Raw genomic sequence first — 22,663 nt, 5'->3', positions numbered from 1 at the left:
TATACAAACCCCTTACTTATATAACATTACAGTAAATTAACTTATCATTATATTATAGCATATATCGTAATATTAAGTTAATTTTTACAACGTTTCTCCCAGTCGTGAAGTAACTGTTCCTCAGTCCCTCTCTTTATGCCCTTATAGTAGGTTGCATCGACTAGAGGCGTTGGTAAATACTGCTGTTTTACAAATCCATTAGGATAATTATGAGCATACTTATAAGCTTTCCCATGGCCTAATTTACTAGCCCCGCTATAGTGACTATCTTTCAAATGATCCGGTACTTGTCCACAATCCTTATGTCGCACATCAGATATCGCGGCATCAATAGCTACATAAGCAGAATTACTTTTAGGTGCGAGAGCAACATAGCACGCAGCCTCAGATAATATAATGCGCGCCTCCGGAAAACCTACCATATGAGCCGCTTGAGCTGCTGCATTTGCGAGTATGAGAGCTTGTGGATCCGCAAGACCTACATCCTCTGCTGCACAAATAACAATACGACGAGCAATGAAGTTAGGATCCTCTCCGGCTTCAATCATACGCGCTAAATAATGTACTGTTGCCTGCACATCGGAGCCACGCATACTTTTAATAAAAGCTGAAATTGTATCGTAATGACTATCACCTTTTTTATCGTATGTATATATGCGACGACCTACGACCTTTTCGAGAACTTCAATAGTAATCATCCCCTCATCAGGAACCATAGCTGCTGCTTGTTCAAGAATATTGAGAGCCATACGCCCATCGCCATTGACGAAAATCCCCACATCCTCCAGAACTTCATCGGTTACCTGTAGATGGCGTTTGCCAAGGCCTACCTCTTCATCGGTAATGGCGCGACGTAAAATTTGACCGATAGCCTTTGGTGTAAGTGCTTCTAATGTAATAAGACGCAAACGAGATAAAAGTGGTCTATTAACTTCAAAGAACGGATTCTCTGTAGTAGCGCCAATAAGAATGATAGTACCATCCTCTACACAGGGTAACAACACATCTTGTTGGCTTTTATTAAAGCGATGGATTTCATCAAGGAATAGAATTGTTCGTTGCTGTAAAGAACGAACCCGTTTTCGCGCGTCTTCAATGATAGTACGCAACTCACCAATACCAGCGTTAGTAGCATTCAGATTTACAAAATAACTATTGCTCACCTTAGCTATGATTCCGGCTAATGTAGTCTTACCCGTTCCACAAGGCCCATAAAAAAGCATAGATGGTATTGTATCCTTCTCTACCATAGCTCTCAAGAAAGTCCCCTTACCTACGGCCTTCTCTTGACCATATAAATGATCTAGTTTAGTAGGACGCATTCGTACAGGAAGCGGCTCGTATGTATTTGTAGGTGTCATATCAAACAAACTATCCATTCTATCACCTCAATTCTCACTCAGTTTAACTGTCGTATTTTCATATCTATAACTATTCAATCAAAAAACAATTACTTCCCCGTCATAAAAGCCTAATAACATCAGTAACTCGGTAACACTGATAATATTGGCAAGACATTTATGACGTTTATGACATTTAGGACTCTTAAGATTTTAAAAAGTTTAAATTCTTACCAAAGATATATTTATAGTATATGATATTTCAGTCTATTTTTACACGCAAAAAAGCCCCACCATGCCGTAATGTACCGCGTTTTGATCCTGCAAGGGCAGGTGGGTGTCCTCCTCATCCTGCAGTTGTCCCGTAAGGGCGTAACGTTCAGACGAGAGTTCAGACTCCCAAAGTAAATGTGTTGGCTCAAAACTGCGATATCACACGCACATGGCAGGGATATCTTATACATAAATAGTATCAGAAAGATTAGCAATTAACAAGTCTTGACATTTCAAATTTAATCAATTCTTGCCTATGTTTTTACACTAAAGATTGCTCTTGTTCTTCTTCTACATCTGGTTTAATATGCAACTCTTTTAATTGCTTAGGTTCTACTTCAGATGGAGCTTGGCTCATGATATCAGAAGCAGATTGAGTTTTAGGGAATGCGATTACGTCGCGGATAGATTGACGTTTTGCCATCAACATAACAAGACGATCAAGGCCAAATGCACAGCCTGCATGAGGAGGTGCACCGTATTGGAATGCATCAAGCATGAAGCCGAATTTAGATCTTGCTTCTTCAATAGACAAACCAATTGCTTTGAATACTTTTTCTTGTACGTCAGCTTGGTAGATACGCAAGGAACCGCCACCGATTTCTACGCCATTCAATACCATGTCGTAAGCAATCGCTTTTACACTGCCAGGATCGGATTCTAATTTATCAAGATCCGCATGGCGTGGCATTGTGAACGGATGATGCATTGCAACATAACGTTTTTCGTCTTCGTTATATTCGAACATAGGGAAATCAGTTACCCATGTGAATGCCAATTTATCTTGGTCAATCATGTTCATACGGCGTGCCATTTCAAGGCGTAACTCGCCTAATGCACGTGCCACAGTTGCAGGTTTATCAGCAATCATCAATACAAGGTCGCCACCTTTAGCGCCCATTTTTTCACCAATATTGCGGATTGTATCTTCACCTAAGAACTTCATGATTTGAGACTTAATAGAACCATCTTCATTGAAGCAAGCCCACGCAAGGCCTTTAGCGCCGTAACGGTTTACATACTCAACAAGATCATCAAGTTCACGGCGAGGAATGCCAGCGTCACCAGGCACAACGATACCTTTAACTACGCCACCATTGTCGATAACAGAGCGGAAGACTTTGAATTCTGTATCTTTTACAAGATCAGTTACATCAGTAAACGCCATATCAAAACGAAGATCCGGCTTATCAGAGCCGTATTTATCCATTGCTTCGTCCCATGTAATACGAGGCATAGGCAAAGAAATTTCTTTACCTAATGCAGTTTTAAATACATGAGCAATCATCTCTTCAAGCAATGCATAAATATCTTCTTCATCAACGAAGGACATTTCTAAGTCAAGCTGAGTGAACTCAGGTTGACGGTCTGCACGCAAATCTTCATCGCGGAAGCAACGAACGATTTGGAAATATTTTTCGTAACCAGCAACCATCAAGATTTGTTTGAAAATTTGTGGAGATTGTGGCAACGCATAGAATGTACCAGCATTTACACGGGACGGCACTAGATAGTCACGAGCGCCCTCTGGCGTAGATTTAGTAAGCATTGGAGTTTCAATTTCCAAGAAATCGCGGCTATCAAAAAAGTCGCGCATTGCTTTTGTTACCTTGTGACGTAAAATCAAGTTACGTTGCATTTCAGGACGACGCAAGTCAAGGTAACGATATTTCAAACGAATATTTTCATCTACATCGATATCATCTTGAATATAGAAAGGAGGAGTTTTAGCGGAGTTCAATACGCGCAACTCTTCACAGAACATTTCGTATGCACCTGTAGGAAGGTTAGGATTAATAGCAGAATCATCACGTTTTGTAATAGTTCCACGCACGCAAAGCACATATTCATTACGAACATCCTCTGCTTTGTGGAACGATTCTACGTTGTGATCTGGGGATGCCACTACTTGTACTACGCCAGAACGATCGCGTAAATCTAAGAATATCAAACCACCATGGTCACGACGGCGTTCAACCCAACCACATAATACGACCTCTTTACCTACCTCTTGTTCAGAGATGGTGCCACAACCGTGCGTACGGTGTAAGCCTTGCATTGTTTCCATTCTAATTGTCATCCTTTCACCAAAGAAGTTATACGTTCAGCCACTGTATCAAGAGATACAGTCTCTTGTTCACTAGTATCCATGAATCGAATTATGGCTTCTTTACGAACCAATTCATCATCACCCAATATAATAACATATTTCGCATTAATTTTGTTAGCGTATTTTAATTGTGCCTTCATACTTTTGCCCTGCCCGTCCATTTCAACAGGAATATCAAGACTGCGAAGTTTTTGGCAAATTTTGAAAGCCTCTACCTTAGCCGCATCACCAAGAGCTACTACGAATGCAGATGGTTCTACAGTTGGTTCAGGCAATAGGTTTTGTTTTTCAAGAGCTAATAATAAGCGCTCCATGCCCATAGCAAAACCGATAGCTGGGGTATGCGGTCCATCGAGCTCTTCTACGAGACCATCGTAACGACCACCACCGGCTACGGCACTTTGAGCACCTAAAGGAGTATATTGTACCTCAAAGGCTGTCTTTGTATAGTAATCAAGGCCACGTACGAGACGAGGATTTAAAGTATATTGCACATTAGCTGCAGTTAAATAGGTTTTCAATTCTTCAAAATGATCATGACACTCTTCACATAAATGTTCGTGAATTTCAGGAGCACCTACGGACAAGGATTTGCATGTTTCATTTTTGCAGTCCAAGATACGCAAAGGATTTTTGTACAAACGCTCTTGGCAATCGCTACATAATTGTTCCTTTTTAGGTTCAAAGAAAGCGATTAATTTTTCTCGGTATACAGGACGACATGTTGGGCAACCTACGGAGTTTACTTCTACATTGAGGTCTTTAAGGCCAAAGTCTTTTAATAACTGTACAACCATACAGATAACTTCACTATCTACCACTGGAGATTGCGAACCTAGTACCTCTGCACCAAACTGGTGGAATTGACGATAACGACCCGCTTGCGGTTTATCATGACGGAACATAGGGCCCATGTAATACCATTTTGTGAGACCTTCTTTACCATATACTTTATTTTCTAAGTATGCGCGCACAGCAGACGCCGTATTTTCAGGGCGTAAGGTAAAGCTAGAACCACCGTCATCACCAGTGGTAAAGGTGTACATCTCTTTTTGTACTACATCTGTAGTCTCACCGATACCGCGTAAGAATAATTTAGTTTCTTCAAAGGCAGGTGTGCGAATTTCATTGAACCCATATACTTTACAAATTTCGCGCATACGTTGTTCAATATAATGCCAATGTATCATCTGTTCTGGCAAAAAGTCTTGTGTACCTCTTGGTTTTCTTATAGCCATTACACAACCTCCCAAAATCTTTCACAAATTCTATGTCGTTTCTCTAAAAGTGCATCTATCGTTTCGTGATAAACATCTACGTCTTTTGGCATATGCTGTTTAAGTTGACGATATTCAGGGGCGCGCATCCACTTGGATGAACTGCCAGGCCCCATAGATAGAATACTCTGCCGTTCTTCCATAATCTGGATATTATATTCACACGCTTTGCCAGGCAAGGTATAGCCAATATTCTCTAACTGCCCTCTCATATATTGTTGGCGATATAAATAATATGGCACATAACCAGCCGCTTCAAGACGCTCTTTACCATCTTGTACCATTTCCGCCACAAGATGTTCTTCAGGAATATCATCTTCCATATGTAAATCGTACAACGGGCTACCACGTTTTAATGCTAACGTATGAATTGTAACATTTTCCGGCAGATTTTGACATACATAATCCATATTCTCTATCATGTTTAACATCGTTTGATTAGGCAAGCCTGCAATAAAATCCATATTTACGGCTAATGATGTATTGTTTTTTACATATTGTAAAAGTTCATCAATATCCCGTACACTATGGCCGCGTCCAATACGACGCAAAATATCATCTTGCATTGTTTGCGGGTTAATGCTAATACGATTCACACCTAGCGCAAGCATGGAACGTAGCTTTGTAGGATTAACAGAATCAGGTCGTCCTGCCTCTACAGTAAATTCATGACCTTCTGGTACGAGTAGAGACAACTGTTTTAGAACCTGGTGAAAGTCTTCATCCTTTAGCACTGTCGGAGTACCACCGCCCATATAGAGGGTATCTACGGTTAGATTATAAGATTGGATAATAGCTTTCATATCTTCTATATCACGGGTTAAAGCCCTTAGAAATTGACTTTTACCAGCATAATCCTGATAGAGACCATATGGAAACGAGCAATATACGCAACGCGTGTCACAGAAAGGAATACCACAATAGAGGCTTACCTTTTTATCATCTGTATCAGATAGAAATGGACGTTGATACTCGCCAATGGCCCCCAAAGTAGCAAGCTTTTCTATAGACACAGAAAACTCGTCCCGAATGTGACGAGTTGCTGCGTGGACAGAGCCATATGTATCTATATATTTATGTAGTAGCTTTGTAGGGCGCACACCTACCATGGTTCCCCACGGAGCCTCAGCAGGTAAGCCTTGATATTCACGCAAATAGCGCAACAAGGCTTGTCCAATTTGACGACGCCCCATAGAGGAAACAGGTCCTTCAAAAATCTGAACCGAATCACCAATAGTAACAGTTAATGTGTACATCCCTTCCATTTCATGCGCTTCAAGGATAACCTCTGGATGTACCTTATCAGAAAAGAGTCCTGCCGCGCCACAGTTATGAGCTACTACGGAGCCAAGTGGTAATGGCCCCGTATATAGATAACCATTAACCATGATGGGACATACGCTCAAGCTTTTCTAATTCTGCTTCAGTCATATGATTTTGGCAATCGCTACAGTAACCATATACTTTCAATTGATGATCAATGGTACGGAAGTTTAATTTCTTAGCGATAATAGACTCCAATGTTTCAAGCATGTCGTCTTCAAACTCAGATACTTTACCACATTTTACGCAAATCAAATGATGATGGAAATGAGCGAATTCTTCGTCATTTAATTCATAGCGATTACGGCCATCACCAAAATCAAGACGTTTTAACAAATCAAGTTCTGTGAAGAGATCAAGAGTTCTGTAAATTGTTGCCAACCCGATATCAGGTGCCACCTCTTTTACAAGAACATATACATCTTCAGCACTCAAGTGATTTTCATCAGCATCGATGAATGCTTGCAAAATTGTTTGACGTTGAGTTGTCAATTTGTACTTTTTGTCTTTAATGCGTTCTTTTAATTTTTCTAATGTTGTGTTCATAATAAATTTCCCCTCGACTGTAAAAAATAATTCGTTTAAACCTACTGACCAACGAATGGGTTGTATTGTTTTTCATACCCTATATTTGTTTCCGGTCCATGACCAGGATAAACCATTGTATTATCAGGCAATGTATAAAGCTGAGTCTTAATAGATGATATCAGGGTCTCATAAGAACCATTTGGAAAATCTGTACGGCCTACGGAATCTCTGAATAGAGTATCCCCTACAAATACAAGACCTTCCATATAATAACACACCCCTCCTGGCGTATGACCTGGTGTTTCAAGCACCTCAAGATCGATATCACCACATGTAATGTGATCACCTTGTTTAACCTCGATAATTTCCGCTTTTACCTTAATTGGCGTTGGATTGCTATAAGCACTAAGATTAAGTTCAGGATCAGATAAATACGGTACATCGCCTTTATGAATATATACAGGCACATGATAGATGTTTACAATCTCTTGAATGCCACCAATATGATCTCCATGACCATGTGTCAGTACAATCGCCTTCGGCTTTAAGTCATGTTTTTTTAGCGCATCTAGTACTTCAGCTGTTGCAGGATCGATAATGAAAGCTTCACCTATCGCTTTATCACCGATAACATAGCAATTTGTTCCTAGTGGACCTAAAGGCATGCGCATAAGCACTAATTGTTGTTCGCTCATTAAGCCCCTCCTTTACTACGTTGAACAGTATACACTTCACGAATACGACGCAATTTAGTCATTACGAAATCTAGTTGCGAAATATCCCGAATATCAACCACCAAATTGATGCTTACATTTTTTGTATCTTCTTGAACCTTAGCATTGATGTTAGTAATGGTGATTTTCAATTCTGAAAGCACCGCCATAACCTCCATGAGAATGCCAGCTCGATCATAAGCTTGAATATCAATGCCTACGTGGAAAGATTCGCCAGAAGAACCGTCCCAAGAGACTTCTATCATCCGCTCTAAATCTTCAGGTGAATGGCCCATGCTAGGGCAATCACAACGGTGAATAGAAACGCCACGACCACGGGTTATGTAACCTATAATATCATCACCAGGTACAGGATTACAGCATTTTGCCATACGCACCATCACACCAGCTTCACCTTTTACGAGAACACCAGTGCCATTTTTAGTTTTCTTTTGTCCTTGAGATTTTAACTTCTCAATAATTTGCTCTGTACTGCGCTTAGATTCCTCTACCTCTTTAGACTTTTTATAAAGTTCAATTAAACGCAAGAGAACCGTGCTTACAGGAATACCGCCATAGCCACAGGCTGCAAACATTTCCTCTTCTGTACCGGCTTTAAGTTGTTTCGTTACATGTTGTAAACGGTTGTCTGCACATAATTCTTTCCAATTATGATTCAATCGTTTTGCTTCTTTTTCAAGAGCTTCTAAGCCTTTTTCAATATTTTCAGCTTTATTTTCACGCTTGAACCAATTGCGAATTTTGCTCTTACTTTCAGAAGAACCTACGATATTCAACCAATCAAGGCTAGGACGACCTGTTTTGGATGTGATGATATCAACAATATCACCATTTTGCAAGGTGTAATCCAGCGGTACAATTTTACCGTTTACCTTAGCACCTACACAATGATGACCTACATCGGTATGAACTCGATAGGCAAAATCAAGAGGTACAGAGCCTATTGGCAACTTAACAACGTCACCCTTTGGCGTAAATACAAATACCTCACCAGAGAAAACGTCTAATTTCAAAGCATTAACGAGTTCCGTTGGATTACTAGTATCTTGCCATTCAAGAACCTGGCGCAGCCATGCAACCTTTTGATCAAATTCTTTATCGCCGTTTTTATTTCCTTCTTTATATCGCCAGTGAGCGGCCACACCATATTCAGATACACGGTGCATTTCCCAAGTACGGATTTGAATCTCTACCGGTTGCCCCATCGTGCCGATAACGGTTGTATGCAAGGATTGATACATATTAGACTTCGGCATGGAAATATAATCTTTGAAGCGATAAGGCAATGGCTTCCACAAGCTATGTGCAATGCCAAGTACTGCATAACAATCAGGGATGCTATCAACGATCACACGAACGGCAAGCAAATCATAAATTTGGGATAAATCACGATTATCCTTTTTCATCTTCTTATAAATACTGTAGAAGTGTTTTGGACGACCTTTGATATCCGCCTTGATATGGGCTTCACTTAAGGCCTTTGTAAGTTGCCTCATCGTATCATTAACGATGTCTTCCCGGACTTGGCGTTTTTGTTTCATTTGATCGACTAGATCATAGTATTTTTCCGGCTCTAAATAACGGAAGGATAAATCTTCCAACTCCCATTTCACATTGAAGATACCAAGACGATGTGCCAAAGGTGCAAAGATTTCTAGGGTTTCCTTAGCAATACGCTTTTGTTTGTCACTACGCATATGCTTTAAGGTGCGCATATTATGTAAGCGATCACCCAATTTAATAACTACGACACGTACGTCCTTCGCCATAGCTAAAATCATCTTTCGATAGTTTTCCATTTGGCGATCTTCTTTGGTTTCATACTGGAATTGGTTTAATTTTGTTACCCCATCAACGAGGAATGCTACTTCAGAGCCAAACATCTCCTCTAGGTCTTCCTTCGAGTAAGATGTATCTTCAACCACATCATGCATTAGAGCTGCCATGAGTGTAATATGGTCGATTTGTAAATGTGCCAAAATATCAGCTACAGCTAGAGGATGCATGATATACGGTTCACCGGAAGCTCTAAACTGACCTTCATGAGCCTTATCAGCAAGCTCAAAAGCTTTCAATACTTGGTCACACTCATCATCTGTTAAATACGTATGGATATACTCCATAAACTCAGCTAAGGCTTTACTTTTATCAAATGTACTTTGTTCTACCAAAGCTTTGCCTTCTTCATTTACAGTTGTCATGATGTCACCTCCTATACACTATAAGTAAGGAATGTTACGGATGTGACAAGATCTAATTTTCCTTCAATGGCGTTCCATCTAAGCATTAATTGACCATCATCACTTGTATATTCTTCAACAATGCCCAATTCTTTAAATACATCAATAGATGTTAGAGCACTGCGATTATTCTGATCTGCCGGCTTACGGCGCAATATATCTTGTTCTACATTATAAACCGATTGACTACGACCTCGCATGGACTGTTTTATTATGACATACATTTGTCTAAGCCCTTCTGTAGAAAGCTTAATCGGCTCTTCAGTCAATGGTTCAATAGCTTGAATCATGAGTTGCGGAGAAACCATGCCTTGCCATTCATTCTTTTGCAAAGAAAATGCCACTTTTACCACAGTTCCCACAAAGATAAATTTAAATAAGTCTGGACGATTCCAAGCTATAGCATCTAATGTACCATTCGAAGTTTCAAATATTATCTTACAATGATTTTTTAATTGGCCCATGAGCATAATATCTTGCACGGTAGCTTCCATAATAGCAAAGACTGGCGTGCTATTGGCCATTCCATAAGGTTCAAGGTCTGATACGCGGTCAATGATATCGACATCGATATCATCAACAGGTAGTTCCGCATCAATAGCAACCACAGGAATATATTCCTCATCTGTAATAACTGCTTTGCAATACTTGGTTAACCGTTCTCGTAACTCATCAATACGATTTGCATCGATGCTAAAGCCTGCTGCCGCAGCATGCCCGCCAAACTGTAGCAAGATATCCTCACAAGATTTTAATGCATCATATATGTTAAAGCCATCTATACTACGGCACGAGCCTTTACCAACGCCATCATGAATACTGATGACTAAGGTTGGCTTGTAAAACTCCTCTACTAGACGAGAAGCAACAATACCAATGACTCCTGGATGCCACTCTTCGCCGGCCACAATAGTTACATAATCAGCTTTATGTCCTTGATTAGCTACATCAACACGAGCCAACTCATGAATATTTCGTTCTAACTCTTGTCGTTCACGGTTCGTTTCATTTAGTTCCTCCGCAATTGCCTCTACTATATCCTCGTCATCGGTCACAAGTAATTCAACTGCACGCGTTGCATGCGTTACGCGACCCGCTGCATTAAGACGAGGTGCTAAGGTAAAACCAATATGTCCAGATGTAATAGTTCGTTCATGAAGCCCAGCTACATCAATAAGCTTTTTAATCCCCAAGTTAGGTTCCCTATTCATCTTCTCAAGGCCTGATTTTACAATGATACGGTTCTCACCGACCAAAGGCACTACATCTGCCACAGTGCCAAGTGCAACGATATCTAAATCATCTAAGTACCATTCTCCGTGCTTTGTAAGCCACAAGGCTTGGCATAACTTAAAAGCAACACCTACTCCAGATAAGTTTTTATCCTTATATGGACAGTCCTTTTGCTTATGATTTATAACGGCCTTGGCTCGTGGAATCATATCAGGAGCCGTATGGTGATCCGTAATAATCATATCGATGCGGTCTCGTACAGCCTCTACAATATCGTAAGAACTAATGCCGCAGTCTACAGTAATGACTAAAGCCGTTCCCCGTTCAATAAGGTGCTCTAAAGCCTCTAAATTGAGGCCATACCCTTCACTTTGACGTTCTGGTATGTAATAGGTAACATCGGCACCTAATTTCTTTAAAAATCGATAAAGTACTGATGTTGCAGTAATACCATCTACATCATAATCACCATAAATGACGATTGGTTTGTGACTTTCAATTGTTTCCAGAACTAGTGAAACAGCCACATCCATATCTTTTAATGTAAATGGATCTAACAAATCTGACAAAGTACCTTGTAAATACTGACGACCTTCGTCTACATCAATGTGACGATTCACCATTAATTTAGCCACAATAGGGTTTACACCAAGTTCACGGATTAAGATATTCTCTTTCTCTTGATCACCTTTACAAAGGCGCCAACGTTTTTTCTTAATCATCATATCCCTCAGTAGTTTATAATCAATATTATTCTTGAATTCAACGTATTATCATTATCATTTTTATTTATTATACCTTAAAATGCAAATAAAATAAACTATTTTATATATTTTATTCTCATTTAAAGCTTGCTATTTTCTCAACAAGAAAGAGCCTCCTATTATCAATAGGAGGCTCCATATCAGTGAATTCCTTAGAACCGGAAGTCCCGTTCGCCGTCTTTCATCTGTGCAATATAAGCTTTAGCTTTATCTTTAACTAAATCATTTTTGATATTTTCTAACTGTTGTTCAATAACCTTAGAACCATGAGCCTTAGTTTCATCATTGCCGTAATCCATGATATATTCGTTCAATGTCATCAACGCATTTGGTTGACAACAGTTGTGAATTTGACCGGATTTTGCAAGAGCCATGAATCGATCCCCAGTTCTACCTGCACGATAACAAGCAGTACAGAAGCTTGGAACATACCCAAGGTCTAGCAACCAGTTAACGATTTCATCTAATGTACGCGTATCACTACGATCGAATTGTGCCGTATTATCTTCTGGCTTTTCTTCTTCTTTGTAACCACCTACACTAGTACGAGATCCACCACTAATTTGGGAGATACCTAATGCCAAGCCACGTTCACGCATGGATTGACTTTCACGAGTGGACATAATCATACCTGTATACGGTGTGGAGACGCGGATAAGAGCAACAATTTTTTCAAATACATCATCAGGTACAGCATTACTGAAATCATCTACATCGATATCATCCGCTGGACAAATACGAGGTACAGAAATAGTATGTGGACCTACCCCATACACAGCCTCTAAATGTTCTGCGTGCATCAACAAACCAACGAAATCGTATTTATAATGTTCCAAACCATAAAGAACTCCGATGCCTACATCATCAATACCACCTTGCATAGCGCGGTCCATCGCCTCTGTATGGTAGGCGTAGTCGCTCTTAGGGCCTGTAGGATGTAAAGCTTCATAGTTTTCTTTATTATATGTTTCTTGGAATAATGTATACGTGCCAATACCAGCTTCATGTAATTTTTTGTAGTCCTCAACGGAACAAGCTGCAATATTTACGTTTACACGGCGGATTTCACCATTTTTATTTTTGATACTGTAAATCGTCTTGATGGATTCCAAAATATATTCCAGTGGATTATTAAGAGGATCTTCACCAGACTCAATTACAATACGCTTATGGCCCATCGCTTCTAACGCAATAACCTCTTCTCTGATTTGGTCTTGCGTTAATTTTTTACGTTTAATATCGCGGTTTTTGGAGTGGTACGGACAATACACACATCCATTGATACAATAGTTAGACAAGTATAACGGTGCAAATAGAACAATACGATCGCCGTAGATAGCCTTCTTGATTTCCTTTGCTAAAGCAAAAAGCTTTTCCTTATATTCAGGTAACGGACATTCTAAGAGAACTGCTGCTTCTCGGTGGTTTAATCCCTTAAATGTAGCAGCTTTCGCTAAAATAGCATCTAACAACTCCCTATTTTCCTTGTTTTCCTCTGCATAGGCAAGTGTGTCAAGGATTTCCTGATGGGAAATAAATTCCTCCGCCTTTGGAGATTTTACATCATACATAGTACTTACCTCAAATCTTTCTAGTGGCAATGCCACCCCTCTTTAGGTTTATGAAAGTATATGACAACCAGTCTTCTGGTATTTCACTGATACTGTACATAGTATACCACTATTCCTACTAAAAAGCACAGGAATTTGATACATGCAAAAAGGTTGCCACCTCATAAGAGGAAGCAACCTTTATATCATGGGAGTTTCTAATCTATATCGATTATCTATATCGAACATGACTAAAATGTATGTATGTATTTTTACACGAGATAAACCCTTACATAATAGTACTAACTATATATTACAAATGTATTTAGTCCTATTCTCCCCATGTATCATACAGCTCTTTCATAGCACGTTCTTTCGCAATAATACCATGGGCCATCCACAAAGTACTATCCACTTGCAATACATGATCGGCTTTTACAGCAGGCAAATTTTTCCACAACTCATCTTTTTTAAGATTTGCCAATCGTTGGTCTGCTACACCTTGATTATTAGCACTAGAAGCACCGTAACCAGCAGAAACGATTAAATAGCCTGCATCAAGATCGGGTAATCGCTCTAAAGAAATCGCATTGTTCGTAGGGTTAAGTTCTGTTTCTAATACCATATCAGGCGGTTTAATATTAAGTAATTCAGCCATAAAGACATTCAAATCGCTTTTCATATACGGATACAATCGTATTTCTTTATTTAAAATTCTTAGAAAAGCTACGGTTTCCCCTTGCATATGTTCAGCTAAAGCTATCCGTGTTTTCTTAGCCTGTGAATAATATTCTTTCAAACGAGCTTCCCCTTTTTCAGGGACCCCAAGTGCTTTAGCAATAGTTAGTAGTGCAACTTCTTCCTTATTTACGTTGACAGAAATGGTTGGAGCAATTTTAGAAAGTGCATTATATGCCGCTTTGCCATAAGAGTCACGCATAATAATCAAATCCGGTTTTAAAGCCTGAATCTGCTCATAGTTGATAGTCTTTGTTTCATCATTAATACTAAAATTTTGAACATTACGATTACTTAATTCATTATAAAGATAGCTTTTTTCATTAAAATTTGCCCCTATAAAAGATTCATCTAATGCAATCATAGGATCTTCTGTCCGAACAACCACGATACGTTTATGTTCTTTGGGCATAACTGTTGTCCCGAGCTTATGAGTGACAATAATCTTATCTCCTTCAACAGTAACAATTTTATCTGCTGCCTTTTGGATAGCCGTTAATCGCTTCTTAAACTCTTTATCAATGTCTTTCGGATCATTTGACCGTTCAAGGGCTGTTTTTACCTTATCATCAAGATTAGCATAGATAGCTTCATGAGTCATACCATTTTCCTGTGGACCACATCCTGCAATTCCCATGAGCATACAAGCCCCCAAAAGACCAGAAATTAACAAACGCTTCATACTACACCTCACGTGCCGTATGGCCATAATTTTTCATAGAATAAGGAATACAGAACGGACGATCTGTCTTAGGGTCATTCATGATTGTAGAATCTACACCAAATACATCCTTCAACATTTCATTATGGAAGATAGTATGAGGCGTACCTTCGTATTGAATTTTTCCATCCTTCATGGCAACTAAATTATCAGCAAAACGAGCGGCTTCATTAAGTTCGTGAATAACCATAACAATCGTTTTGTTATAAGCTTTATTCAAATGCTCTACTAAATGTAATACATCCATTTGGTGAGATACATCAAGGAAGCTAGTAGGCTCGTCAAGGAATAGAATGTCTGTATTTTGAGCGATAGCCATGGCAATCCATGCGCGTTGCCGTTGCCCCCCAGACATATTTGTAATGCCACGATCTGCAAACTGAAGTAATTCAGTCTCCTTCAAAGCCCACTCTACAATTTCTTTATCCTCTTTTGTAGTACGGGCAAATAAGCTGCCTTGATGCGGTGCACGACCGTACATAACAAGTTCACGAACTGTAATTTCACCAGGTGCCGTTGGATTTTGAGGCAAAATAGCAACCTTTTTTGCTAGTTCTCTACTACCATAAGAACCGATAGATTTACCATCTAGTAAGACATCGCCATCCATTGGTCGAATAATACGACAAATAGTTTTTAGTAAAGTAGATTTACCACAACCATTAGCACCAATTAATGCTGTTACCTTGCCTTCTGGAATCGTAAGATTTAAGTTCTCTATAATTTTTGTATCACCGTAACCAGTAGTTAGGTTTTTAACTTCTAATTTCATTTATATTTCCCCTTTTACGCTTTTGTTTTTGCTAGAATATACAAGAAGTATGGTGCCCCGATTAAAGCTACAATAATCCCTAAGAGGATTTCATCAGGCGCAATAATGGATCGGCCAATCCAGTCAGCAGTGACCACTAAAATAGCTCCAATTAGACCTGTTAATGGCAAGAAATAGGCATGATCGGCACCGACTAAGCGGCGTGCAATATGCGGGGAAATAAGCCCTACAAAACCAATGCTGCCACCGATAGCTACACAGAACCCAGATAAAAGAACTGCAATAATAAGGTATACAAATCTAGAGCGATTTATATGTACACCAAGCCCAATCGCTGTTTCATCAGCTAGGCTCAATAAATTTAGCTCCATATAACGGGCATAGAGAATGAGTGATAATACAATGACAACTGGCGCAAGCACCCATACATGCTCCCATGTATTACCCGAAATAGTGCCGATGGTCCAAGTATTAACTAAATAAAATTTATTAGGGTCCAAACGCGTTACGAGTAAGACTTGCAATGCATGGAGTCCTGCACTCATAGAGATACCTGTTAAGATTAAACGATATGGAGAAATAATATCTCTACCGCGACAAGATAGAAGATAAATTAAAATCGCTGCCACAACAGCCCCAGCTACGGCAACAGTAGGTAATGTCCAAATCCCCCACGCCGTTGTAGAACCTGCAAAATATACTAAAAGAACTACACCTAAACCAGCACCAGCATTTACGCCTAACAAGCTTGGACTAGCCAATTCATTCCGAGATATAGTTTGAAAAATTGCACCAGACATAGCAAGGCCCATACCAATAAATACAGCCAAGATGGTGCGAACTAAACGGAAATCAAAAACTGTGAGTTTTTCTACATCATTACCACCGCCAAAGAGAATGCGAATAAGATCAGATGTAGACATATCACTAAAGCCTGTATGAAGATGTCCATACATGGCACCTAACAACATGAGCGTCATAACGAAAGAGTAGGCAAAAAAGCGTTTTTTCATCTTATTTTCCTCCCTTACGATTTGCTAGATAAATAAAGAATGGAACACCTACAAGAGCAGTAATGGCACCTAATGGTGTTTCGAATGGAGGATTTACGATACGAGCTACAACGTCAGCAATCATAACAAGTACTGCACCAAAGAGTGCAGAGAATGGAATTACAAGACGATAATCGATGCCTACCAGTTTACGTGTTATATGTGGAATAACGAGACCTACAAAGCCGATCGGACCGGCTAGAGCAACAGCAGAACCGCTAAGAATAAGTACAGTCAAACCAGATAATACACGTACACGATTTAAATTACTGCCAAGACCAATAGCTACCTCTTCGCCAAAGCTTAAGAGCGTAACAGATTTAGATACGTACATGGCAATAAGAATACCAATGAGTGTCCAAGGTAATACGAGTAATACTTGTTCCATACGAATACCACTAATACCGCCTGCAGTCCAAAAGCTTAACTCTTGTGCCACTTGGAAGTACACAACAAGCATATGTGTAACAGCCACAAATACTGCACTAATAGCCGTACCTGCAAGTGCAAGATATACAGGAGTAGCTTTACCACCTACGCGTTTAGCAAGAGCTAAAATGAACAGTGTTGCCAATGCGGCCCCACCGAAGGAAAACAAAATACTTCCATTTAAGGTTAAATAAGGAAATAAAATCATCCCAACAGCTAAACCAAAACTGGCACCTGCGTTAATCCCCAAAATAGAAGGACTTGCCATAGGATTGTTGGTAACACCTTGCATCAGTGCACCTGATACGGCAAAGCTGATACCTACAACGATACCTGCTATCATACGTGGCAAGCGCAATGTTTGAACGATCATCTGACCTATACTATTAGGATCATAGTTAGTAAAGGATAAAATAATATCATCTAGGCTGATATAGCGTATCCCAATGAAGAGTGAACCAAGAGATGTGGCAATTAAAATAGCTAAAGCCAGTATACCTAGTAGCGTAGTTTTAGCTGCGCGCCCTCCCCTTGTTTCTACGTCATAATTGCTCATAAGAACTCCTTACAATACGAAATACTATAGAATTTACTGATACATTATATCAACAATGCTCTATCTATTTCAATAATAAATCTCAGTATCATTTATAGCAATAATGCAATGTTAAAAACAAAATAAGTAAATCTTTATAACTATACAGAATTATATCCAACAATTTTTATTCCTATAATCATATATAAACATTATTTCTATAAAAAAAGAGCAGTAACCTTAAGGCTACTACTCTAAGTTATGAGTAAATATTCTGATTTGATGTACAATAAAATATATTTAAAGTACTAAATTTACCTATTTAATTGATTCCTATTATTAAAAAATGCTCTATACGCTAATTGACAAGTAATAAAGCAAGCAATCGATATAGTAGATAAACTCATAAATGTCACGATCATTTGATATTTTACAGCTTCAAGTGGAGGCATTCCCGCTAAGATTAGACCTGTCATCATTCCTGGTAAAGCCACGATTCCTAAAGTCTTAGCGCTATCTACAGTAGGTTGCAATCCAGTCTTTATAACATCTCGCACGATGGCTTTTGACGCTTGCTTAGGCGTACTTCCTAACGCTAGTTTAATTTCCACCTCTTGTTGGCGTAACTCAAAATTTGATAGCATTTGTCGATAACAAAGGCCAATTGCCACCATAGCTCCACTAATAACCATCCCTCCAACAGGAATCACCTGATAAGCAGTAAAGTTAAGCACACCTGTTAGAAGCAAAATCGATAATGTAATGCTTGCACCTACGGTTATGGCAAACCAAGAAATCCACAATGCATATGGTATTCCCTTACCGCGTTTAGAAGAATTATAGGCTGCATTAATAGCCATAAAACCTAATAATCCGATTATGAATATAGGACTTTCAGTACTAAAAATATAAGCTAAAATAAAGCCTATGGCAAATAACTGTATGGTAGCTCGTAAAGCACTTATAAAAATATCTTTCTCTAACTTCAACTCCTGCCGATAGGACATAAACATACTTATAATAACTAATATAGATGCAAGACATAATGACATGGCTGAAATAGCATGAAATTGACTCACCGTAATACCTCCTCTTTAGCTAATGATCCATCTACAATTGTAATGCGGCGATTAGCCTTACGTAAGCTTTGTTCCTCACTATGTGTTATTGCTATGATGGTCATCCCATTATTATGAAGTTCATCGATTACCTGTTCCACGATAGCCGTGTTAACAGCATCTAATGCAGAGGTAACCTCATCTAAAAGCAATACTTTAGGTTCAAAGATAAGGCTTCGAATGAGACAAATCCGTTGCATTTCTCCACCAGATAGTTCATCATTATGGCGCTCAAGATATTCAATAGGCATATGAAGTAAATCGAAAAGATATTTGATACGAATCATATCAGGTTCCATACCTCGAATATCATAAGGGAACAAAATATTACGACGCACCGTTTTTGCAAACAAGTAAGGTCTTTGAAAGCAATAACCTACCTCTTTTCGATAACTTTCTGGATCTATAGTGGTTAAATCACGTCCATTATAAGTAATAATCCCTGAGGTAGGACTAATCAAATCACTGCATAATTTTAAAAGTGTACTTTTACCACTACCAGAAGGGCCTACAACAGTGAGATACTCTCCTTCATGTACAGATAGAGACACATCACGGATAATAGACTTTTCGTTTACAACATAGGATATATTAGATAACTCTAATAGTGCCATAATGCCTCCGATCATATTTCAAGACTCTATGATATATTTAATAATCACTTTAAATTATATTATATTATACCAATACAACTTACACCATAATAAACAATAAAAAATCCCTAGTGGAAACCACTAGGGATTAATAGTCTTGTAAAATTAAGCTTCTACAGGGTATACGCTAACTTTACGGTTATAACGACCAGCACGTTCAAATGCTACTTTACCAGGCACAAGTGCGAATAAAGTGTCATCTTTACCGATACCTACATTAGTACCAGGGTGGAAGTGAGTACCACGTTGACGAACGATGATGTTACCGCTCTTTACGATGGAACCATCATGGCATTTAACACCAAGACGTTTAGATTCACTATCACGACCATTACGAGTACTGGACACACCTTTTTTATGTGCGAACAATTGCAAATCAAAAGTAAACATTAAGTTCACCTCCTATATTTCGTGAATTTGGACAAACTCTGGATATTGACGGCTAATTTCCTCTAAACCGAGAAGCATAGTCCCCAGAATATCCTGTCCACTCTGATTAATCGTACCAGAGAGAACTATATCACATTGACCTTCGCTATTCGTATACTCACCTTCTTGTTGAGCAATTTGGGTGAGGCCTAACATCGCCGTTGCCGATAAGGCAGACACTGCAGCACATACGATATCGAAGCCATGTTCATCATATCCTGCATGACCGGACATATGACAACCAATAACTTGACCATCACTATTCCGCTGGATTCCAATGGAAACCATAATTAAGCTTGGATAGATTCAATACGAACTTTTGTGAACGGTTGACGATGGCCTTGACGACGACGGTAGTTGGATTTAGCTTTGTATTTGAATACTAAAATCTTTTTACCTTTACCATGCTCAAGAACTGTACCTGTAACTTTTGCACCGTTTACAAGAGGAGCGCCAACTTTAACGTCGCCGTCATTCACTACAGTCAAAACTTCTTCGAATGTAACGGAATCGTTAGCAGCTGCTTCCAATTTTTCGATAGTAATTACATCGCCTTCAGCAACGCGATATTGTTTACCACCAGTTTTAATAATTGCGTACATGAGAACACCTCCTTGTTATCGAACTCGCTGAATTCGGTATCCCGACCCGAACTTCGGTCGGGCGTTTAAACCTGCTTCACGCGGATTGCAAAGTTCAGAAAACCGAACTAATACTGATATAGTATATACTATTTACACTATCATGTCAAACCAAAAACTACAGAATTCGCCTAGTTTTTAACACTTATATATACAGAGCTTTAAAATTCTCCGATAATTCCAAGGTGCTGTAAGAGTATCTTTGTACCGATGAGAATTAATACACCTCCACCAACTATATCTGCATATTTTCCAACAAATTGGCCCATAAATTTACCTAAGTACACACCAATTAAAGAAATGCCAAAGGTAATAATACCAATCATGGTAGAAGCTTCCCATACATTAATAGGTAAGAACGCAAAGGTCAACCCTACAGCCATCGCATCGAGACTGGTTGCTACGGAGAGCATCACCATCTCCCAGACACCTAAAAATTGCTTATCATCGTCCTCTTCATCATCATCGCTAAGCCCTTCTCGAATCATAGCGATACCTAAATAGCCAAGAAGACCAAAGATAATCCAGTGATCCCAATCAGATATGACATCGATAAATTGACGTCCTATGAGCCAACCGATGAGGGGCATTAGGAACTGAAACAAGCCAAAGAGAAAGGCCAAAGTGACCTTCCGACTATTCTCACCTACAGGCATTGTCAGCCCCTTACCAATAGATACGCCAAAAGCATCCATGGCAAGACCAATACTAATTAATACAATTTCAAATATAGACACTATACTCACCTATAAACAAACTACTTACTTATTCGGCTATAGCCATCAAGGAATATCCTTCTCGACTAATTTGTGGATTTACTACAATAGAAATCTTGCGACCTATAGACCCACCTAAATCCTCGACAATAGCTTTTGTTAAATACTGAGCCACCTCCGGATGAACTTCGATTTCTAGATTCGTTTTAATACGTCCTGATTTAAATAACTCGCGGATGCGACGCACAATCTGCATATATACAGTACGACCCGACAACATATAGCCCGTACCACCGCATTGAGGGCATGTATCAAACATCAAGGTTTGCAAGCCTTGGCGAGCTCGTTTTCGCGTCATCTCTACGAGGCCAAGCGAACTAATGCCGCATACAACGGTTTTCATTTTATCTAACTTAGCTTGTGCCCCCAACAATTTTAATAACTCTTGTTGATGTTCTTTATCTTTCATATCAATAAAATCGATGACGATAATACCACCGATATCACGCAAGCGCAATTGACGACAGATCTCTTTTGCCGCCTCTTTATTGACTGTAAAAGCTAAATCTTCTAGTTTATTAGATTTACCAGTATAATGAGCAGAATTTACATCAAATACGGTGAGAGCCTCCGTATGATCAATACGGATTGACCCTCCAGAAGGAAGATTAATATCGCGAGAGATAAGATCTTCTAATTGCGGTTCAATATGGTTTGCTTTAAAGATAGGTGTGCTATCGCGATGACGTGTTACTTTAATTTGTTGCGATGTAGGGCCATGACCTAAGAGATCCATCAATCGATCTTCACCCATATCGGAATCGACGATGATTTCTTCTACATTGCGATGAGCATAGTCCCGCACAAGACGGAACCAGAAATCTGCGTCACTATATAAATCTGTACCGCTCTTAGCCACCTTAAAGCGCTTCAACACATGTTGCCATGTACGCCACAAGTAATCCATGTCACGGCCTATTTCATCAGCACTAGCCTTAGCTGCCGCAGTGCGAATAATAAAACCGCAACCTTCTTGTACATAAGGTGCTGCTAATTCTTGCAACTTTGCACGCAAGGCTTCGTCAGTAATCTTTTTAGAAATATGCATGCCTTCAGAATACGGTAAAAGCACCATAAAGCGGCCCGCCAAACTGACATCAGCAGTTACGCGAGCACCTTTACCAAGCATTTCTTCTTTCACTACTTGAACGAGAATTTGTTGCCCCACAGATAAGCGTGGCAAAATTTTCTGTTCCTTCCCTTGTTGTAAGTTCAAGTACGCATTTTGAGAGCCCCCAATATCAACAAAGGCCGCTTGCATACCATTCAATACATTCTTTACTGTGCCTTTGTACATATGATTTGCCATATGAGACTCATCGGTACGCTCCAAGACAAAGTCCACTAGCTGACCTTCTTCGTCTATAACAGCCATCCGAATTTCTTCGCGCATAACATTGACCAAAATTTTATGCATCCTATCCCTC

At 39.4% G+C, this 22,663-nt stretch carries 20 protein-coding genes and 1 other RNA gene; all 21 read right to left on the bottom strand.

Going from position 1 to position 22,663, the window contains the following annotated elements:
* Positions 1 to 77: 77 nt before the first annotated feature.
* Positions 78 to 1,379, bottom strand: coding sequence for a replication-associated recombination protein A (locus NE668_RS00895; protein ID WP_004698739.1), 1,302 nt, complete (start codon positions 1,377 to 1,379; stop codon positions 78 to 80).
* Between the two features lie 244 nt (positions 1,380 to 1,623).
* A non-coding RNA gene (ssrS, locus tag NE668_RS00890) (6S RNA) lies at positions 1,624 to 1,795 on the bottom strand.
* Between the two features lie 80 nt (positions 1,796 to 1,875).
* Complete coding sequence (gene aspS, locus NE668_RS00885) at positions 1,876 to 3,681, bottom strand: aspartate--tRNA ligase (protein WP_012864577.1); 1,806 nt, start codon at positions 3,679 to 3,681, stop codon at positions 1,876 to 1,878.
* Between the two features lie 8 nt (positions 3,682 to 3,689).
* On the bottom strand, positions 3,690 to 4,961 hold the full coding sequence (gene hisS / locus NE668_RS00880; RefSeq protein WP_156697631.1) for a histidine--tRNA ligase: 1,272 nt from the start codon (positions 4,959 to 4,961) through the stop codon (positions 3,690 to 3,692).
* Complete coding sequence (gene hemZ, locus NE668_RS00875; RefSeq protein WP_227037095.1) at positions 4,961 to 6,388, bottom strand: coproporphyrinogen dehydrogenase HemZ; 1,428 nt, start codon at positions 6,386 to 6,388, stop codon at positions 4,961 to 4,963. The genes hisS and hemZ overlap by 1 nt, the downstream gene beginning before the upstream one ends.
* Positions 6,381 to 6,869: a Fur family transcriptional regulator gene (locus NE668_RS00870; RefSeq protein WP_004696420.1), complete on the bottom strand. Its 489-nt coding sequence runs from the start codon at positions 6,867 to 6,869 to the stop codon at positions 6,381 to 6,383. Before NE668_RS00870 ends, hemZ begins: the two co-directional genes overlap by 8 nt.
* 41 nt (positions 6,870 to 6,910) lie before the next feature.
* Positions 6,911 to 7,546, bottom strand: a complete 636-nt coding sequence (locus NE668_RS00865; protein WP_120055413.1) for an MBL fold metallo-hydrolase — start codon at positions 7,544 to 7,546, stop codon at positions 6,911 to 6,913.
* On the bottom strand, positions 7,546 to 9,786 hold the full coding sequence (locus NE668_RS00860; RefSeq protein ID WP_004696424.1) for a RelA/SpoT family protein: 2,241 nt from the start codon (positions 9,784 to 9,786) through the stop codon (positions 7,546 to 7,548). Before NE668_RS00860 ends, NE668_RS00865 begins: the two co-directional genes overlap by 1 nt.
* An 11-nt stretch (positions 9,787 to 9,797) precedes the next feature.
* Positions 9,798 to 11,780 carry a single-stranded-DNA-specific exonuclease RecJ gene (gene recJ, locus NE668_RS00855; RefSeq protein WP_227037096.1) on the bottom strand — a complete coding sequence of 661 codons (1,983 nt, stop codon included), beginning with the start codon at positions 11,778 to 11,780 and terminating at the stop codon, positions 9,798 to 9,800.
* Positions 11,781 to 11,974: 194 nt separating this feature from the next.
* On the bottom strand, positions 11,975 to 13,393 hold the full coding sequence (hydG, locus tag NE668_RS00850) for a [FeFe] hydrogenase H-cluster radical SAM maturase HydG (RefSeq protein WP_077708570.1): 1,419 nt from the start codon (positions 13,391 to 13,393) through the stop codon (positions 11,975 to 11,977).
* Between the two features lie 310 nt (positions 13,394 to 13,703).
* Positions 13,704 to 14,792: an ABC transporter substrate-binding protein gene (locus NE668_RS00845; protein ID WP_024061977.1), complete on the bottom strand. Its 1,089-nt coding sequence runs from the start codon at positions 14,790 to 14,792 to the stop codon at positions 13,704 to 13,706.
* A 1-nt stretch (position 14,793) separates the two neighbouring features.
* Complete coding sequence (locus NE668_RS00840) at positions 14,794 to 15,603, bottom strand: ABC transporter ATP-binding protein (RefSeq protein ID WP_120055415.1); 810 nt, start codon at positions 15,601 to 15,603, stop codon at positions 14,794 to 14,796.
* A gap of 14 nt (positions 15,604 to 15,617) precedes the next feature.
* A complete protein-coding gene (locus NE668_RS00835) occupies positions 15,618 to 16,616 on the bottom strand; it encodes a FecCD family ABC transporter permease (RefSeq protein WP_120055417.1) in 999 nt (332 codons plus the stop codon).
* A gap of 1 nt (position 16,617) precedes the next feature.
* Entirely contained in the window at positions 16,618 to 17,640 is a 1,023-nt protein-coding gene (locus NE668_RS00830) for a FecCD family ABC transporter permease (RefSeq protein WP_120055419.1), read from the bottom strand.
* A gap of 293 nt (positions 17,641 to 17,933) precedes the next feature.
* Positions 17,934 to 18,698: an ABC transporter permease gene (locus NE668_RS00825; protein ID WP_004698663.1), complete on the bottom strand. Its 765-nt coding sequence runs from the start codon at positions 18,696 to 18,698 to the stop codon at positions 17,934 to 17,936.
* On the bottom strand, positions 18,695 to 19,351 hold the full coding sequence (locus NE668_RS00820) for an ABC transporter ATP-binding protein (protein ID WP_119563216.1): 657 nt from the start codon (positions 19,349 to 19,351) through the stop codon (positions 18,695 to 18,697). Before NE668_RS00820 ends, NE668_RS00825 begins: the two co-directional genes overlap by 4 nt.
* Before the next feature lie 144 nt (positions 19,352 to 19,495).
* Positions 19,496 to 19,780: a 50S ribosomal protein L27 gene (gene rpmA, locus NE668_RS00815; protein WP_004696430.1), complete on the bottom strand. Its 285-nt coding sequence runs from the start codon at positions 19,778 to 19,780 to the stop codon at positions 19,496 to 19,498.
* A gap of 12 nt (positions 19,781 to 19,792) precedes the next feature.
* On the bottom strand, positions 19,793 to 20,107 hold the full coding sequence (locus NE668_RS00810; RefSeq protein ID WP_004698521.1) for a ribosomal-processing cysteine protease Prp: 315 nt from the start codon (positions 20,105 to 20,107) through the stop codon (positions 19,793 to 19,795).
* Positions 20,108 to 20,109: 2 nt separating this feature from the next.
* The gene (gene rplU, locus NE668_RS00805) at positions 20,110 to 20,421 is read right to left on the bottom strand and encodes a 50S ribosomal protein L21 (protein ID WP_105086659.1); all 312 of its coding nucleotides are present in this window, start codon (positions 20,419 to 20,421) and stop codon (positions 20,110 to 20,112) included.
* A 200-nt stretch (positions 20,422 to 20,621) separates the two neighbouring features.
* Positions 20,622 to 21,197, bottom strand: coding sequence for a manganese efflux pump MntP (locus NE668_RS00800; protein ID WP_105086660.1), 576 nt, complete (start codon positions 21,195 to 21,197; stop codon positions 20,622 to 20,624).
* Between the two features lie 28 nt (positions 21,198 to 21,225).
* Positions 21,226 to 22,653: an Rne/Rng family ribonuclease gene (locus tag NE668_RS00795; protein ID WP_105086661.1), complete on the bottom strand. Its 1,428-nt coding sequence runs from the start codon at positions 22,651 to 22,653 to the stop codon at positions 21,226 to 21,228.
* Positions 22,654 to 22,663 lie beyond the last annotated feature (10 nt).

The organism is Veillonella parvula (genome assembly GCF_024461875.1).
Lineage (GTDB): Bacteria > Bacillota > Negativicutes > Veillonellales > Veillonellaceae > Veillonella > Veillonella parvula_I.
The sequence above is the reverse complement of the archived record's forward strand: the minus strand, read 5'-3'. Positions and strand labels throughout refer to the sequence as shown.